The organism is Pseudomonas sp. ADAK18 (genome assembly GCF_012935695.1).
In the GTDB taxonomy this organism is placed as follows: Bacteria; Pseudomonadota; Gammaproteobacteria; order Pseudomonadales; family Pseudomonadaceae; genus Aquipseudomonas.
Genome location: NZ_CP052859.1, coordinates 4,506,179 through 4,521,567, shown reverse-complemented (window position 1 = coordinate 4,521,567; position 15,389 = coordinate 4,506,179). Strand labels below are relative to the sequence as shown.

The following is a 15,389-nucleotide window of genomic DNA, read 5'->3' as shown; positions in this document are numbered from 1 at the left end:
CCTCATCGCGGGCAAGCCCGGCTCCCACACCCCTGTGGGAGCCGGGCTTGCCCGCGATGAGGTCATCAGCAACACAAAGCTGTTGGCCTAGAGCAACGGCTCATCCGGCTTCTTGTTCTTCCAGCCATCATTGCCCGGCAGCAGCAGATTCAAGGCAATCGCTACCACCGCACACAGGGCGATGCCCTTCAGGCCGAAGTCGTCCGGACCCGTGCCGGTGCCGACCAGCACACCACCAATCCCGAACACCAGGGTCACCGACACAATCACCAGATTGCGTGCTTCCCCCAAGTCGATCTTGTGACGGATCAGCGTGTTCATCCCCACCGCGGCAATCGAGCCGAACAGCAGGCACAGAATCCCGCCCATTACCGGCACCGGAATGCTTTGCAGCAACGCGCCGAACTTGCCGATAAACGCCAGGGTGATGGCAAACACTGCCGCCCAGGTCATGATCTTCGGGTTGTAGTTCTTGGTCAGCATCACGGCGCCCGTTACTTCGGCGTAGGTGGTGTTGGGTGGGCCGCCGAGCATGCCAGCAGCGGTAGTGGCGATACCGTCACCCAGCAACGTGCGATGCAGGCCGGGTTTTTTCAGGTAGTCGCGACCGGTCACACTGCCGACGGCGATCACGCCACCGATGTGTTCGATGGCTGGCGCCAAGGCCACCGGGACGATAAACAGAATCGCCTGCCAGTTGAACTCCGGTGCGGTGAAGTGGGGCAGGGCGAACCAGGGTGCCGCCGCAATCTTTGCCGTGTCGACCACGCCAAAGTAGAACGACATGGCAAAACCCACCAGCACGCCGGAGATGATTGGCACCAGGCGGAAAATACCTTTGCCGAACACCGCCACGATCAATGTGGTCAGCAGCGCCGGCATCGAGATCAGCATTGCCGTCTGGTAGTGAATCAGCTCGGAGCCGTCACCGGCTTTACCCATGGCCATGTTGGCGGCAATCGGCGCCATGGCCAGGCCGATGGAGATAATGACCGGCCCGATGACCACCGGCGGCAGCAGCCGGTCGATGAAACCGGTGCCCTTGACCTTAACCGCAAGGCCCAGGAAGGTATAAACGAAACCGGCCGCCATCACGCCGCCCATGGTCGCCGCGAGGCCGAATTGGCCCTTGGCGAGAATGATCGGGGTGATAAAGGCAAAGCTCGAGGCCAGGAACACCGGCACCTGACGCCCGGTGACTATCTGGAACAACAGCGTGCCCAGGCCTGCGGTAAACAGTGCGACGTTCGGATCCAGACCTGTGATCAGCGGCATCAACACCAACGCGCCAAATGCCACGAAGAGCATCTGTGCGCCAGACAGGATCTGGCGCCAAAGCGGGTCGTTGAATTCATCCTGCATGGTCACGCGTCCTTCTGCTTGGTGCCGAAGATCTTGTCACCGGCATCGCCCAGGCCTGGGATGATGTAGCCGTGTTCGTTCAGGCGCTCATCGATGGAGGCGGTGTAGATCACCACGTCCGGGTGAGCTTTCTCGACGGCGGCGATGCCTTCGGGTGCGGCTACCAGCACCATTGCGCGGATGTCCTTGCAACCGGCTTTCTTCAGCAGGTCGATGGTGGCGACCATGGAGCTGCCGGTAGCGAGCATCGGGTCGATGATCATGGCCAGGCGTTCGTCGATTTCCGGAACCAGTTTTTCCAGGTAAGTGTGAGCCTGCAGGGTTTCTTCATTGCGGGCCACGCCCACGGCGCTGACCTTGGCGCCCGGGATCAGGCTCAGCACACCTTCGAGCATGCCGATGCCGGCGCGCAGGATCGGCACCACGGTAATTTTCTTACCGGCGATTTTCTCGACCTGGACGGGACCACACCAACCGTCGATCTCGTAGTTTTCCAGAGGCAAGTCTTTAGTCGCCTCGTAGGTGAGCAACGCTCCGACTTCCTGAGCAAGCTCACGGAAGTTCTTCGTGCTAATGTCGGCGCGGCGCATGAGGCCGAGCTTGTGTCGGATCAGCGGATGGCGGATCTCACGGATGGGCATGGGGAAAGGCTCCGGCAGCGGGCAAAAAAACCGGCCTAGATTAATCTATCCGACGGTGTTGTCCTATAGACATCTAGTACGTTAGTCCATTAAGGCTTGATCGTTGCGTCCCAGAAGCGTACCTTCGCCCGCTTTTCTTGCCATAAGCACCCTTGGAGAGCGCCATGTCCGCTGATCTCGAGCATATCCGTCAAATCATGCGAGAGGCTGACTGCCTGTACACCGAATCGCAAGTCGAAGAGGCAATCGCCAAGGTCGGCGCTCACATCACTCGCGAAATGGCCGACACCAACCCGGTGGTCTTTTGTGTGATGAACGGTGGTCTGATTTTCGCCGGGAAATTGCTGACTCATCTGCAATTTCCCTTGGAAGTGTCCTACCTGCACGCCACCCGTTATCGCAACGAAACCAGCGGCGGCGACCTATTCTGGAAGGCCAAGCCCGAAGTATCGTTCATCGACCGCGACGTGCTGATCATCGACGACATCCTCGATGAAGGTCATACCCTGGGTGCGATCATCGACTTCTGCAAACACGCGGGCGCCCGTAAAGTGCACACCGCCGTGTTGATCGACAAGGACCATGACCGCAAAGCCCGTCCGGACCTGAAAGCCGACTATGTTGGCTTGCCGTGCATCGACCGCTACATCTTCGGTTATGGCATGGACTACAAGGGTTACTGGCGCAACGCCAACGGCATTTATGCCGTCAAGGGGATGTAATCAATGGCCAGCTTTCTTGATCAGTCGCTGTTTGCCGAGTTGGCCGAGAAAGCGGCCAACAGCCCGCGTGGCCGGCATCACCATAACTTCCATCAGATGGAAGAACCGTGCCATCGCATGGCGGTGGGCCTGCAAACCTCGACTTATGTGCCGCCGCATCGCCACCTGAGTGCCGACAAGGCGGAAACCTTGTTGGTGCTCAAGGGCTGCCTGGGTCTGTTGATTTTCAGTGAGACCGGTGAAGTGCTGGCCAAGCGCGTGATGCAGGCCGGTGGTGAATGCCAGGGTGTCGATTTGCCGCCGGGGGTGTTCCACGGCGTGGTGGTGCTGGAGCCAAATACCGTGATGTTCGAATGCAAGGCGGGGCCTTATCGGCCAGTCGGCGAGGGCGAACTGGCGAGTTGGGCGCCTCGAGAAGGTGATGCCGAAGTGGCTGAGTATCAGCGCTGGATGCTTGCCCAGTTCGATTGAGCTAGAGTGCTGGGCCATCTTCCACGGACCTGCTCATGAGCCTGTTGATACGCACTTGTGCCGCCTTGGTGCTGACCCTCAGTTTGCCTGTGGCGGCGGCACCCGCGCCGCTGCACAGCCAATTCCTGCCGCCTGATGAGCTGGCCCTGCGGGCCGAAAGCCCCGAACAGCAGCAATTGCTGCAAGTCACCGAGTATTCGGTGGTGGTGGGCAATCAGCGTCAATCCAGCCAGCAGCCGATTCCAGTGACTTCGTCGCTGATGATTCGCCTCAAGGGCAAGGCCCTGAACAAAGGTGCGACCCTCAGCCAGGTGATCCTCAGCTTTGATGCCGAAAGCAAAAGTCTGAAAAAACCGGTGTTCGACGACAAAAGCAAAACCCTGACTCTGTCTTACCCCGTGACGCAGTACCGAGTGATCGTCGATCTGCTGCGCAACGACACAGTATATGTACAGTTCTTGAGCTATGCCAATGGCCATATCTGGGCGGATTTGCACACCGGGGCGGTGCGTTCGAGGTAGCAGCGGAGTTAAACTGCCCGCCCCGTGTAAATGTCTGCAGGCTGGAGTCGGTAATGCGTAAAGATAAGAAACAGGTGATTGGTGATGAGATCGGCGATGAGCAGATCAAGCTGTTCCTGGATTTCGAACCGGTAGACGCCACTTCGCCGTCCCTGCACAAACTGATCAAGGCTTATCGTGGCCTGCGTATCGACGACTTCGAGCGCTTTGTGGGTTTCTTCAAGGAAGCCGGCCTGGATCTGGATGGCCAGGATGAGCATGGCCTGACGTTCGTTGAAGTGATCAAGGACCAGCGCAACGCCGCCGAGTATATCGAGCTGATCGAAAAAGCCCGCGGCTGATTTGCCCTGACAAAAAAATGCCCCGTTCTCCAAAAGAGAGCGGGGCATTTTTGCTTTTACTGTAGGAGCGAGCTTGCTCGCGAAGAACCTGAGAGCGCCGCGTTAAACCAGGCGTGCTGCGTCATCGTTAACGTTTTTCGCGAGCAAGCTCGCTCCTGCATCAACCAGTTCCAGGCTGATGTTGTTCTGCGTGTTGATCTTGTGATACAGCGCCGCATCGGTCTCCAGGATTTTTTCCCTTGCCGGGAAGATTTCCTGCAGTTTGGTGGCCCACTCGCCAGCAGCCTTGGCTGGGAAGCAACGTTCGATCAGTTCCAGCATGATCGAGACGGTCACCGAAGCACCAGGGGAAGCGCCTAGCAATGCAGCCAGCGAACCGTCCTTGGACGCAACCAGTTCGGTACCGAATTGCAGCACACCGCCTTTCTTCGGGTCTTTCTTGATGATCTGCACCCGTTGGCCGGCCACTTCCAGGCGCCAGTCTTCGGCTTTCGCCTCGGGGTAGAAGCGACGCAGGGACTCCAGGCGTTGCTCCATGGACTGCATGACTTCGCTGACCAGGTACTTGGTCAAGTCCATGTTGTCCCGGGCCACCGCCAGCATCGGACCAATGTTGCCGGCGCGAACCGACATCGGCAGGTCGAGGAACGAGCCATGCTTGAGGAACTTGGTGGTGAAGCCGGCGTATGGCCCGAACAGCAGGGACTTGTTGCCGTCGACTACGCGAGTGTCGAGGTGCGGCACAGACATCGGTGGCGAACCCACGGCGGCCTGGCTGTAGACCTTGGCCTGGTGGTGCTTGACCACTTCCGGATTATCGCAACGCAGCCACTGGCCGCTGACCGGGAAGCCGCCGAAGCCTTTGCTTTCTTCGATGCCCGACGCTTGCAGCAGCGGCAGGGCCGCGCCGCCGGCACCCAGGAACACGAACTTGGCGTCGACATCACGGGAATTGCCGCTGTTGACGTCCTTGATGCTCACGGTCCAGCCGGCGCCGTTGCGCTTGAGGCCGGTGACGCGCTTGCTGTACTTGACCTGGGCATCTGCCGAACTGGTCAGGTGCGACAGCAACTGATTGGTCAGGGCGCCAAAGTTGACGTCGGTGCCGTTCATCACGCGGGTGGCAGCGTTTTTTTCGTCCAGCGGGCGGCCGGGCATCATTAACGGCATCCACTCGGCCATCTCGCTACGGTCTTCGGTGTAGTGCATATCCGAAAAGGCGTGGTGCTGGCTGAGTGCTTCAAAGCGCTTCTTGAGGAACGACACGCCTTTTTCGCCCTGCACAAAGCTCAGGTGCGGCACCGGACTGATGAAGGATTTGGACGAGCCAAAGGTGCCTTTCTTGGTCAGGTACGCCCAGAACTGCTTCGACACCTCGAACTGAGTGTTGATGTGCACGGCTTTTTTGATGTCGATGGAACCATCGGCAGCTTCAGGCGTGTAGTTCAGCTCACACAGCCCGGCGTGGCCGGTACCGGCGTTGTTCCACGGGTTGGAACTTTCCGCGGCACCCGAATCCATCAGCTCAACGACTTCCAGCTTGAGGCCGGGGTCGAGCTCTTTGAGCAGTACGGCAAGGGTGGCACTCATGATGCCCGCACCTACCAGTACTACGTCGACTGCTTCGTTATGCGCCATTAACGCGTCTCCAAAATCTGCAGCACCAAATTGACGGCATGGCTGCCAGGAGTGACGGGGCGGTTCACGTGATGCCCCAGGTTACCCATGGCCAGGATCACCATGTCCGATTCTTCGCAATTTTTTTGCAACTTCAGCGGACGCTGCCGACCGGGCCTGATCTGCGTATGAACGCATTTCAGGGCTCCTGTGGCAATTCGACTTATGGTCAAGTACGTCCGATCGTGCAACCAAATCCGTAGCGGACAGGCTTCAAACTCCAGTTCTTGAGGAGTACTCGGTCCTGTGTGGTTGGGCAGTGCCAGACGCTGATGGTGCTTGTACAAACGCAAAACTATTCATTTGCTCGCCACACTCTTGTGAAGTTGTGAAAACCCGTTTTTTCACGCTCTTTTGAAGACGTGAACCTCAAAAAAGGGCTGCCCCAGCCTGGCACCTGGCCCGAAACCACTGCCGACACGCGGCATAACGGGCAAACAACTCAAGTGGCCGAGCGCAATGGCAGCTCTGGCAGATTCGGTAAAGGCGGTGGTTTTGCAGACAAAACAGCAAGCTCGCCAGCTTCACTCGATCTGTGTGGGCGGCTCTCTGTGGGCGGTGCGGGGGAGCTAATACCAGAGCATTAGCGATGCTGCGAGGCCCGATCAGGAGACGTCCTTATAATCGGGGGGAGATTGTAGCGAAGAAATGCGCGCAAATGGTCCTGTTTAATGACTTTTATTAAGCATCTGGTCAGGAGGCCAACGCTTGCCGGGCATGTGCGTGCGAAACCCGTGGACTGATCCGGGCATTGGCAGGCAATGGACGGTGCATCCAGCTCAGGCGAATCTCCTCGATTTCCACCCAGCCGTCGCCGACGGGCGGCAGGCTGCACTGTTTAAATGCCAAGCAGCAGCCTTGGGCATCGAGGAGCGCAAAGTGCCGATGAGTGGGGTGGGACATGAACAATGATTTGAGAAGGCGCATGGCTGTGTACCTGATCCGTTACATGCTCGAAGATTGTCAGTCTGGCATGACACTGGAATGACGATTCTATGCAAAATTGTAATTTCACGGTCAGTTCAGCCAATGTTCAGGATCTCTGGTGAGTGACGCCCACGCGCCGTTATACTGGCGCCCTGTTTGCATCTAGTCCTGGAGAAATGAGTATGTTGCAACGCCTGTTGTTCGGTTTGATCACTGTGACCAGTTTGACCCTGGTTGGCTGCGCCCACAGCCCGCAACAACTCAGCCCGCAACCGAAAATCACCACCCCACTGGCAGCCGTCGGCCATGGCCAACCGGTGTCGGTACGTGTGGTTGATGGCCGTCCGTCGCCGACCCTCGGCACCCGCGGTGGCCTGTACCCGGAAACCAGCGCTATCACGGTGACCGGTGCCGACGTGCTGCCCAAGCTGCAAGCCCAGGCCGAAGCGGCTGTACGCCTGTTGGGGTTCACCCCGACCAGTAACTCCCCGGGTGCCCCGCAATTGACCGTGACCCTGGCCGAGCTGAAGTATCAGTCGCCCAAGGAAGGCTTGTACGTGACTGAGGCCACCATCGGTGCGACCTTCAAATCCGATGTGTCTGCGGGCACCCGTCGCTACAGCGGCCGCTACGCTGCGTCCCTGGACCAGCGCTTTGGCATGGCGCCGAACCAGGAAACCAATACCAAGCTGGTCGGCGATGTCCTGAGTGACGCCCTGACTCGCCTGTTCAAGGATCCGAGCATCAGCCAGCTCCTCAGCTCGCAATAAGCGCGGATAAAAAAACCGGGCTCAGTAATGAGTCCGGTTTTTTTGTGCCTGCAGTCTTCATGCGGCCGATTCGACATAAAAGTCGAGCACACTCACTCCGGTCAGTAAATCCAGCTCCGGAAGGTCGGCGTGCAGGTGTCCACCAAGGGCGCAGTACACCAGCCAATGCCGATCCTGGACATTGAACGCCAGGCCACCGACGAGTGCCTCTTGCTCGTCGCTTTGGGTTATCAGATACAGACGGTCCTGGTTTTGTGCGTGCAGCATGACAAGCTCCTGGGCTTTGGAAGGGCAACAGAGTGGCTTGTTAAGGTGACGTTCAGGTGACGGCGTAAATTACTGGATACATTAGCCGTTAATGGGGGAAGGAGCAGTTACGTACGCGCAGGCAGCGCATATCGGTCAGGTTTGTAACCTGTTTGATACCAAGGCCACAGTGACACCGAGGTTCATGATGTCGTTGCCACTTTCCGTGCTCGGCGTTAACGCTGCAACACTACTCAACGCATTCGCATTGCTGGCCGCTTGCCCCGGCGCCTGGCTACTGTCTGTCACGCGCCTGCGTGAACAACGAGCCCTGGCTCATTTGGCAGCGCTTAGCGAAGAGCGTGCCGTTGATCAGCCGATGCTGTTCCAGGATGTACGAACCCAGCGTGCCCAGCGCTTTGCGTACCGACTGGGTTTTGCCTGCCTCGGGTTGGCGCTGATGGCGTCTTGGTTCAGTACCCGCCTGTAAGAACACCATAAATCAAATGTGGGAGCGGCGGTGCGACGATTCGACTTGCTCGCGAAGGCGATGGGGCCGTCAGCACATGTATAGGCTGATAAACCGCATTCGCGAGCCAGCCCGCTCCCACATGAGTAGGTCGTTACAGTGCAATCCCTGCCTTGACCCGATACTGGTTCTTTACCGGTGTCGCATATTGCTGCACCAGATACGGCCGATGTTCCGCCGGGCAGGCATTCAGCCGCCGCTCCCATTCTGCTTTTGCCTTGGCCAACTCCTCGGCCGGGAACAGCTCGGCTGCGGTTGGCACCTGCAATTGCGGGTCGGCGTCGCTCCACTGGGCGTACGCCAGATAGTGCACCGGAAACAGGCGATAACCGCCGAGGATCTGCCGGTCCATCTCGATGGCCAACAGCTTGGTATCTTCAAAGCGCTCGGTGATCGGCAGTGCGAAGTTGATATGAACCCGGCCCTTGTAGCCGGTGATGCCCAGGGCAATGCTCACATCGTCCTCACCCGCTGCCTTGGTGTACGTGCCGGTAGTCGCGCGGATGTACAACTCGCGGGCCTTGGCCGCATCGCACGGATCGTATTCGTAGCTGATGGACACTGGCGTCAGGTTCAACGACTGGATGACCTCGGCAAACGGCTCTTCCTTGCGACTCATGTGGAACATCTTGAGGATCGCTGATTCGGTGCGATCATCCCCATCCTTGGCACGGCCTTCAGCCTGGGCGATCCAGATCGACTGGCCGTCGTTGCGAATCGAATGGTTGATGTAGGCCGAGAGCAACTGATACGCCGCCATCTTCTCGCGCCGCCCGGTAATGGAGCGGTGCACGATAAAGCTCTTGTTCAAGCGCATCAGGTCGCTGACGAAGGGCTTTTGCAGCAGGTTGTCGCCAATGGCAATGCGTGGAGTCGGCAGGCCGGCATGGTAGACCGCATAGTTGACGAAGGCCGGGTCCATCACGATGTCGCGGTGGTTGGCCAGAAACAGATAGGCCATGCCGGACTTGAGTTGTTCGACGCCGGTATAGGTCACGCCGTCGGTGGCCCGGTCAATGGTATGGTCGACGTAGTACTCGACTTTGTCTTGCAGGGTGGCCACGGTGGTCACGCCGGCGAACTCACGGCGCAGGCGGTGACTGATCAGGGGCTTGAGCAGCCAGCCAAAGGCGCCGGCAAAGCGCGGGAAGCGAAAGTGGGTCAGGATGTCCAGAAAGGCCTTGTCACTGAACAGCCGGGCCAGCACTGCCGGGACTTCGCTGTCGTTGTAAGGTCGGATGGTATCGAATTCGCCCATCATGCTCTCTTGTTAGAAACGTCTAGGGTAAGTAAAGGTTTGGATCGATAAGTGACAGGGCGCAGTCTGAGCAAATGGCATCAAACGAAAATAGCCCTGCAAACAGACCGGCGATTATACGCATAAGTCACTTTGGGAGACTGCGATGCTGGAGACCGAGGCGTACGATTGTCCTTATTGTGGTGAGCCGGCGGAGGCAGTGCTGGATCTGTCCGGTGGTGATCAGACTTATATAGAAGATTGCCCGGTGTGCTGCCGGCCCATCATTTTCGACCTGCAGGTTCACGATGACGAATGGATGCTCAACGTGCGCAGCGAGAACGAATAAAAGGTACGCCCATGCAGCGAATCTACGAGCCGGAAAACCTGATGGAGGGCGAACTGCTCCAGCACATGCTCGCCAGTGAGGGGATCAAGGCACACTTGGTGGGCCGTGATTTACTCGGTGGTGTGGGGGAGTTGCCGGTGTTTGGCCTGCTGGCGCTGTCGGTCGAGGACGAGCAGGCTGACTACGCTCGGGAGCTGATCACCGCCTACAATGGCGCGCTGCCTGTGCCTGGAGATGAACCCGACAGCTTTCCTGACGTGCTGGTCTGTTAGGCTGTCAGCCAGTTTCTCCAAGAGTCGTGTTGCCCCATGTGTGGACGTTATGCCCTGTTTCGCTGGAACCCCGCGTTTGCTGCCTTGCCGGGCTTTCCGGCGGACCAACAAGCCCAGTGGAATATTTCCCCTAATGATTCGGTATTGATCCAACGCACCACCGACGGCCAGCGCACCCTGGCGCGAGCACGTTGGGGGCTCACGCCACCATGGCTCACGGATTTGTCCCGCACCCCGGCCCATGCCCGGGCGGAAACCCTGGCCGAGCAACCGATGTTTCGCGAAGCGTTCCGTCAGCGGCGCTGCCTGTTGCCGGCCAACGGGTTCTACGAATGGCGCGGTACCCAGCGCAAGCGGCCGTACTGGCTGACGCCGGGCGAGGGTTCGACGCTGTTCTTTGCGGCGATTTGGGAAGCTTATCCGGTGCAGGAGCAGGTGTGGTTGAGTACGGCGGTGGTAACCCAGGCCGCGCAGAGTCAGCGGCGACCGTTGATTCTCGATGCGGCGGGGCAAGAGGCGTGGCTTGATCCCGAGACCCCGTTGCATACCTTGCAGGCACTATTGGCCAGTGAGCCTGCGGCGTTGCGCGAGCGGGTGTTGGCCAATATGGTCAACGACCCGAAACTCAATGGGCCGGAGTGTTTGACGCCGGGTTAAACCTTGAGTTGGGTTGTGAGATGTGTCCGAAATTTGTCAGTTAAACGTCTCGTGTATCTAGCGCCGATACAATTGACCGCCTACGATACGCGCCATGTTTTCAGGGAGCGTGTCATGAAGAAATCATTAGCGGTATGTGCATTGGGCGCGGCGGTGCTGCTGGCCGGTTGTCAGTCGGTCAACACCACCAGCGGCGGTGCTGTGGGCGTTGAGCGCAAGCAGTACATGTTCAGCATGTTGTCGAGCCAGGAAGTCGACCAGATGTATGCACAGTCCTACCAGCAGACGTTGGGGGACGCCGGCGGCAAGGGCTTGGTGGACAAGACCAGTGCCAACGCCAAGCGCGTGCAGGCGATTGCCAAGCGCCTGATTGCCCAGGCACCGACCTTCCGTCCGGACGCAGCCCAGTGGAAGTGGGAAGTGAACCTGATCAAAAGCGATGAGATCAACGCCAACTGCGGGCCTGGCGGCAAGATCTTTGTCTACAGCGCGTTGATCGACAACCTCAAGCTGACGGATGACGAACTTGCCGCAGTGATGGGCCATGAAATTGCCCACGCTTTGCGTGAGCATGGCCGCGAAGCCATGTCCAAGGCCTACGGCATCCAGATGGCCAAGCAGGGCGCCGGTGCGTTGTTCGGCCTGGGCCAGGATAGCCTGGCGCTGGCTGATACTGTGGCCAACTACGGCATGACCTTGCCCAACAGTCGCAGCAATGAAAACGAAGCTGACCTGATCGGGCTGGAGTTGTCAGCGCGGGCCGGTTACAACCCGAACGCGGCGATCACCCTGTGGAACAAAATGGCCAAGGCCTCCGAAGGGGCGCCACCTGAGTTCATGAGCACCCACCCGGCCTCCGAGAGCCGGATCGCCTCGTTGCAGGCGGCGATTCCGAAGGTGATGCCGTTGTATCAGCAGGCCAAGAAGTCCTGATCTGTAAGGCTGCAATGCAAATCTGAATGTGGGAGTGGGCTTGTGTGGGAGCGGGCTTGCTCCCACATTGGATTGCGTTTACAGCCAGCCGCTGCTCTGCATGGCCTTGTAGACAGCAACGATTGCCAGAATGAAAAATGCCGTGGCCGCCAAGCGACGAATCAACGTTAATGGCAATTTATCCGCCGCAAAATTCCCCGCCAGTACCACCGGCACGTTGGCAATCAGCATGCCCAGCGTCGTACCGATAATCACCAGCCACAGTTCCGGGTATTGCGCCGCCAGCATGACGGTAGCGATCTGTGTCTTGTCACCGATCTCCGCCAGGAAGAATGCAATCAGCGTGGTCAGGAATGGCCCGAACTTGCGAGTGGTACTGGTTTCGTCATCGTCGAGTTTGTCGGGCACCAAGGTCCACAGGGCCGTGGCGCAAAAGCTCGCGGCGAGAATCCAGTGCAGCATCGCATTTGAGAAGAAGCTGCCAAACCAGGCGCCTACGGCACCAGCGGCCGCATGGTTGGCCAGGGTCGCAGCAACGATGCCGGCGATGATCGGCCAGGGTTTGCGAAAGCGTGCAGCGAGAACGAGGGCGAGCAGTTGCGTCTTGTCGCCAATTTCGGCCAAGGCAACGATTGCGGTAGGGACGAGCAGAGAATCCAGCATCAGGTAAGTTCCAGGGGCGGGTCGACACGGCTATGACACGTACAGCCTTCCCGCCCCGGGTAAGGTGTTCGTGTCATAGGTCTTGTCAAACCCCGGTCCGTCTGTGCGGACTCCTGGGTCGCATACGCCATGGTCTGTTGACCAAGTATGTTGACGTATGCCGGACGAGCGTGGGCTCGTGGGAGACTACTCCCCTAGGACGGAGCGGATTCTGCCTAGGCAAAATCCATTCGGCAAGCCTTCTTTTTCAAAAAGTCATCAAGGGCGCTTGGCACGGTAAATGCGAAAACCCTGGCCTTCGGCCTTGATTGCGCACACGCCCAAGTGCTCTTCGATCAGTGGCTGGTACTTCAGGAAGCTGTTGGCCACGAGTCGTAGTTCGCCGCCTTTTGCCAGATGTTTTGCCGCTTTTCGCAGCAAGTTCTCGGTGGCGTGATAATCGGTATGCACCCCGACATGGAACGGCGGATTGCTCAAAATCGTGTTCAGACCCATTGGCGCGGCGTCGATGCCATCACCGGTCAACACCTCAGCCTCCAGGCCATTGGCAGCCAACGTCAGGCGACTGCTGGCAGCTGCAAAGGCGTCCACATCCAGCAGGGTGACGGTGTTGTGGGGATAACGCCGTTTGACCGCCGCGCCCAGTACGCCAGCACCACAGCCGAAGTCCAGCAAATGCCCGCTCGGCAATTTATCCAGATGCTCCAGCAGCAGTTCGGTGCCGCGATCAAGACGACCGTGGCTGAACACTCCCGGTAGGCTCACGACCTTGAGTGGCCCGTCGGCCAGTGGTACGTCGAAAACCTCGGCCAGGCTTTCCAGCTCTACAGCTTGCGGGGCGTTGACCACAGTGACCTGCCACAACTGGCAGTGCCGCGCGTTGTCGAGCTTGCGGGGTTTACCAAAGGGGATCAGTTGTTTGGCGGCGCTTTCGATGCCGCCCTTTTTTTCCCCTACCAGATACAGCTCTTTGCCGGGCAAGCGTGCGGCCACGGCATTGAGCAGGTAGTCGGCCAGGTCTTTGGACTTGGGCAGGAACACGACGACCGAGTCGAATGAACGCTCGGGCACGGTCACGCCAAAATGGCTGCGCTCGGCGAAACGCGCGTCGAGCGCAGCCTGATCGCCGGCATGCCAGCACCAGCCATGGGCATTGGGCAGACGACCCAGCAGGTCGTCGGCGGGCAACCCCACCAGCAGCAAGTCACCTTGAAAAAGTTCGGCCTGACGAAGCAGTACTTCACTGCGCGGATCCATGGTCTGCTCCTTGAAAAGGGGCGCAGTTTATCAACTGACGACGCGCTGTGGGGCGCCACTGAAAAAGCCCCGGGCGTTTTCCGTCAGTTGGCCGACGATTCGCTGCCGGGCTTCGCGGCTGGCCCAGGCGATATGAGGCGTGACGATCAGGCGCGGGATGTCGGCGGCCAGCAACGGGTTGCCGGCGGTCGGTGGTTCAACGCTCAACACGTCGGTGGCCGCGCCACCCAAGTGACCGCTGCGCAAGGCGTCGGCCAGGGCCTGTTCGTCGATCAGACCGCCGCGGGCAGTGTTGACCACAAACGCACCAGGCTTGAGCGATGCCAACTCACGGGCACCGATGAAATGACGAGTGTGTTCGTTGAGCGGGCAGTGCAGGCTCAGGGCGTCAATCTGCGGCAGCAGTTCATTCAACGGCACTCGATCGGCGCGGGCCGGGCGTCCTGGTATCGCCCCCAGCACAACGCGCATACCAAAGGCTTCGGCCAGGCGTGCGACGGCGCCACCCAGTTCGCCATGGCCCAGCAAGCCTAGGGTTTTGCCTTCCAGTTCGACGATGGGGTAGTCCAGCAGGCAGAACTGCTTGGCCTGCTGCCAGAGCCCGGCATCAACATCCCGTTGATAGTCCTTCAAGCGCGTCGCCAGATTGAGCAGCAGCATGAGGGTGTGCTGGGCCACCGACGGTGTGCCGTAACCCTGGCAATTGCTCACAGTAATGCCCTGGGCGCGGGCGGCGGCGAGGTCGACGTTGTTGGTGCCGGTGGCGGCGATCAGGATCAGTTTCAACTCGGGGCAGGCCACCAGGGTTTCGGCGTTGAGCAGGATCTTGTTACTGATTGCCACTTGGGCGCCTTGCAAGCGTTCGACCACGTTCTGTGGGGTGGTCTGCTCCCACAGTTGCAAGTCGCTGAAATGCTCCCGCAACCCGCTCAGGTCGAGGTCTCCCAGGTCAAGGGAGGGGTGATCGAGGAAGACGGCGCGGCGATTGTTCGTCATCAACTGTACCTTTTTCGGCGGGGTTCGAAGGCGTAATCTGCCGAGCCTATCAGATGAAATAATCAGTTACTTCCTGGAGTGTGCATGTACCTCACTGAGTTCTTGACCGTGGCCTTGATTCACTTGCTGGCGGTGGCCAGCCCGGGGCCGGATTTCGCCGTGGTGGTACGTGAGAGTGTGACCCATGGCCGCCGCGCCGGGACCTGGACAGCGTTGGGCGTCGGTTCGGCGATTTTCCTGCATGTGGGCTACTCGTTGCTCGGTATCGGCCTGATCGTTTCCCAGTCCATCGTGTTGTTCAACGCGTTGAAGTGGGCGGCGGCGGCTTACCTGTTGTACATCGGTTTCAAGGCGTTGCGTGCTCAGCCGGCCAAGCCTTCCAATGAGGAAGATTTGCACCGTGAAGCGGGTGAGCGCACTGCGCGAGGGGCTTTCACTTCGGGGTTTGTTACTAATGGGTTGAACCCCAAGGCCACGCTGTTTTTCCTGTCGCTGTTTACGGTGGTGATCAATCCCCACACGCCGCTGGCGGTCCAGGCGGGTTATGGGGTTTATCTGGCGGTGGCTACGGCTCTTTGGTTCTGCCTGGTGGCGATGTTGTTCAGCCAGCAGCGGGTGCGGGCAGGGTTTGCGCGGATGGGACATTGGTTCGATCGGGGAATGGGTGCGGTGCTGATTGCGATCGGTGTAAAGCTGGCATTTACCAGCATGAAATAACCGGAATGCTGGCGCAAAGCTAGCATTCATCGGAGTCTGCAAATCATTCCTTTGGCTGATTTGGATGGCGCGCAAGGGCTCTACAGTGCAAGTCTTTCAGC

The 15,389-nt window shown here is 59.0% G+C and carries 20 protein-coding genes and 1 riboswitch; of the genes, 11 read left to right on the top strand and 9 right to left on the bottom strand.

The window, feature by feature from the left end:
• Positions 1-87: 87 nt before the first annotated feature.
• Both HKK55_RS20400 and upp read right to left on the bottom strand, forming a co-directional pair.
• A complete protein-coding gene (locus HKK55_RS20400) occupies positions 88-1,362 on the bottom strand; it encodes a uracil-xanthine permease family protein (RefSeq protein WP_169356325.1) in 1,275 nt (424 codons plus the stop codon).
• Positions 1,363-1,364: 2 nt separating this feature from the next.
• On the bottom strand, positions 1,365-2,003 hold the full coding sequence (gene upp / locus HKK55_RS20395; protein WP_169356324.1) for a uracil phosphoribosyltransferase: 639 nt from the start codon (positions 2,001-2,003) through the stop codon (positions 1,365-1,367).
• A 164-nt stretch (positions 2,004-2,167) separates the two neighbouring features.
• Between upp and HKK55_RS20390 the strand changes: the two genes are divergently transcribed.
• The 4 genes from HKK55_RS20390 to HKK55_RS20375 are packed head-to-tail and all read left to right on the top strand — an operon-like array spanning position 2,168 to position 4,058.
• Complete coding sequence (locus HKK55_RS20390) at positions 2,168-2,725, top strand: hypoxanthine-guanine phosphoribosyltransferase (RefSeq protein WP_169356323.1); 558 nt, start codon at positions 2,168-2,170, stop codon at positions 2,723-2,725.
• 3 nt (positions 2,726-2,728) lie between these two features.
• On the top strand, positions 2,729-3,196 hold the full coding sequence (locus HKK55_RS20385) for a WbuC family cupin fold metalloprotein (protein WP_169356322.1): 468 nt from the start codon (positions 2,729-2,731) through the stop codon (positions 3,194-3,196).
• 35 nt (positions 3,197-3,231) lie between these two features.
• A complete protein-coding gene (locus tag HKK55_RS20380) occupies positions 3,232-3,717 on the top strand; it encodes a hypothetical protein (protein ID WP_169356321.1) in 486 nt (161 codons plus the stop codon).
• A gap of 53 nt (positions 3,718-3,770) precedes the next feature.
• Complete coding sequence (locus tag HKK55_RS20375) at positions 3,771-4,058, top strand: PA4642 family protein (RefSeq protein WP_169356320.1); 288 nt, start codon at positions 3,771-3,773, stop codon at positions 4,056-4,058.
• Positions 4,059-4,160: 102 nt separating this feature from the next.
• Here the strand turns inward: HKK55_RS20375 and mqo are convergent, their stop codons facing one another.
• Entirely contained in the window at positions 4,161-5,696 is a 1,536-nt protein-coding gene (gene mqo / locus HKK55_RS20370) for a malate dehydrogenase (quinone) (RefSeq protein ID WP_169356319.1), read from the bottom strand.
• Between the two features lie 732 nt (positions 5,697-6,428).
• Positions 6,429-6,662 (bottom strand): hypothetical protein, encoded by a 234-nt coding sequence (locus HKK55_RS20365; protein WP_169356318.1) that lies wholly within the window; start codon positions 6,660-6,662, stop codon positions 6,429-6,431.
• A 182-nt stretch (positions 6,663-6,844) separates the two neighbouring features.
• Between HKK55_RS20365 and HKK55_RS20360 the strand changes: the two genes are divergently transcribed.
• Positions 6,845-7,432 (top strand): YajG family lipoprotein, encoded by a 588-nt coding sequence (locus HKK55_RS20360; RefSeq protein WP_169356317.1) that lies wholly within the window; start codon positions 6,845-6,847, stop codon positions 7,430-7,432.
• 57 nt (positions 7,433-7,489) lie between these two features.
• Here the strand turns inward: HKK55_RS20360 and HKK55_RS20355 are convergent, their stop codons facing one another.
• On the bottom strand, positions 7,490-7,699 hold the full coding sequence (locus HKK55_RS20355; RefSeq protein WP_169356316.1) for a hypothetical protein: 210 nt from the start codon (positions 7,697-7,699) through the stop codon (positions 7,490-7,492).
• Positions 7,700-7,883: 184 nt separating this feature from the next.
• Between HKK55_RS20355 and HKK55_RS20350 the strand changes: the two genes are divergently transcribed.
• The gene (locus HKK55_RS20350; protein ID WP_169356315.1) at positions 7,884-8,168 is read left to right on the top strand and encodes a hypothetical protein; all 285 of its coding nucleotides are present in this window, start codon (positions 7,884-7,886) and stop codon (positions 8,166-8,168) included.
• A gap of 133 nt (positions 8,169-8,301) precedes the next feature.
• Here the strand turns inward: HKK55_RS20350 and HKK55_RS20345 are convergent, their stop codons facing one another.
• A complete protein-coding gene (locus HKK55_RS20345) occupies positions 8,302-9,468 on the bottom strand; it encodes a 1-acyl-sn-glycerol-3-phosphate acyltransferase (protein WP_169356314.1) in 1,167 nt (388 codons plus the stop codon).
• Positions 9,469-9,610: 142 nt separating this feature from the next.
• On the opposite strand from HKK55_RS20345, the gene HKK55_RS20340 reads away from it, so the two are divergent.
• From HKK55_RS20340 to HKK55_RS20325, 4 genes are all read left to right on the top strand, one after another.
• Positions 9,611-9,793, top strand: a complete 183-nt coding sequence (locus tag HKK55_RS20340) for a CPXCG motif-containing cysteine-rich protein (protein WP_169356313.1) — start codon at positions 9,611-9,613, stop codon at positions 9,791-9,793.
• An 11-nt stretch (positions 9,794-9,804) separates the two neighbouring features.
• Positions 9,805-10,065 carry a DUF2007 domain-containing protein gene (locus HKK55_RS20335; protein ID WP_169356312.1) on the top strand — a complete coding sequence of 87 codons (261 nt, stop codon included), beginning with the start codon at positions 9,805-9,807 and terminating at the stop codon, positions 10,063-10,065.
• A gap of 36 nt (positions 10,066-10,101) precedes the next feature.
• Positions 10,102-10,722 (top strand): SOS response-associated peptidase, encoded by a 621-nt coding sequence (locus tag HKK55_RS20330; protein ID WP_169356311.1) that lies wholly within the window; start codon positions 10,102-10,104, stop codon positions 10,720-10,722.
• A gap of 114 nt (positions 10,723-10,836) precedes the next feature.
• Positions 10,837-11,655, top strand: coding sequence for a M48 family metallopeptidase (locus HKK55_RS20325; protein ID WP_169356310.1), 819 nt, complete (start codon positions 10,837-10,839; stop codon positions 11,653-11,655).
• 78 nt (positions 11,656-11,733) lie between these two features.
• On the opposite strand, the gene HKK55_RS20320 is transcribed toward HKK55_RS20325, so the two are convergent.
• The 3 genes from HKK55_RS20320 to HKK55_RS20310 form a co-directional block, all read right to left on the bottom strand.
• Positions 11,734-12,318: a TMEM165/GDT1 family protein gene (locus HKK55_RS20320; RefSeq protein WP_169356309.1), complete on the bottom strand. Its 585-nt coding sequence runs from the start codon at positions 12,316-12,318 to the stop codon at positions 11,734-11,736.
• A gap of 88 nt (positions 12,319-12,406) precedes the next feature.
• Positions 12,407-12,525: riboswitch (yybP-ykoY riboswitch) on the bottom strand.
• A gap of 51 nt (positions 12,526-12,576) precedes the next feature.
• A complete protein-coding gene (locus HKK55_RS20315) occupies positions 12,577-13,575 on the bottom strand; it encodes a class I SAM-dependent methyltransferase (RefSeq protein ID WP_169356308.1) in 999 nt (332 codons plus the stop codon).
• 30 nt (positions 13,576-13,605) lie between these two features.
• A complete protein-coding gene (locus HKK55_RS20310; RefSeq protein WP_169356307.1) occupies positions 13,606-14,571 on the bottom strand; it encodes a 2-hydroxyacid dehydrogenase in 966 nt (321 codons plus the stop codon).
• An 84-nt stretch (positions 14,572-14,655) separates the two neighbouring features.
• Here HKK55_RS20310 and HKK55_RS20305 point away from each other — a divergent pair, with 84 nt between their 5' ends.
• The gene (locus HKK55_RS20305) at positions 14,656-15,288 is read left to right on the top strand and encodes a LysE family translocator (RefSeq protein WP_169356306.1); all 633 of its coding nucleotides are present in this window, start codon (positions 14,656-14,658) and stop codon (positions 15,286-15,288) included.
• The last annotated feature ends 101 nt before the right edge of the window (positions 15,289-15,389 follow it).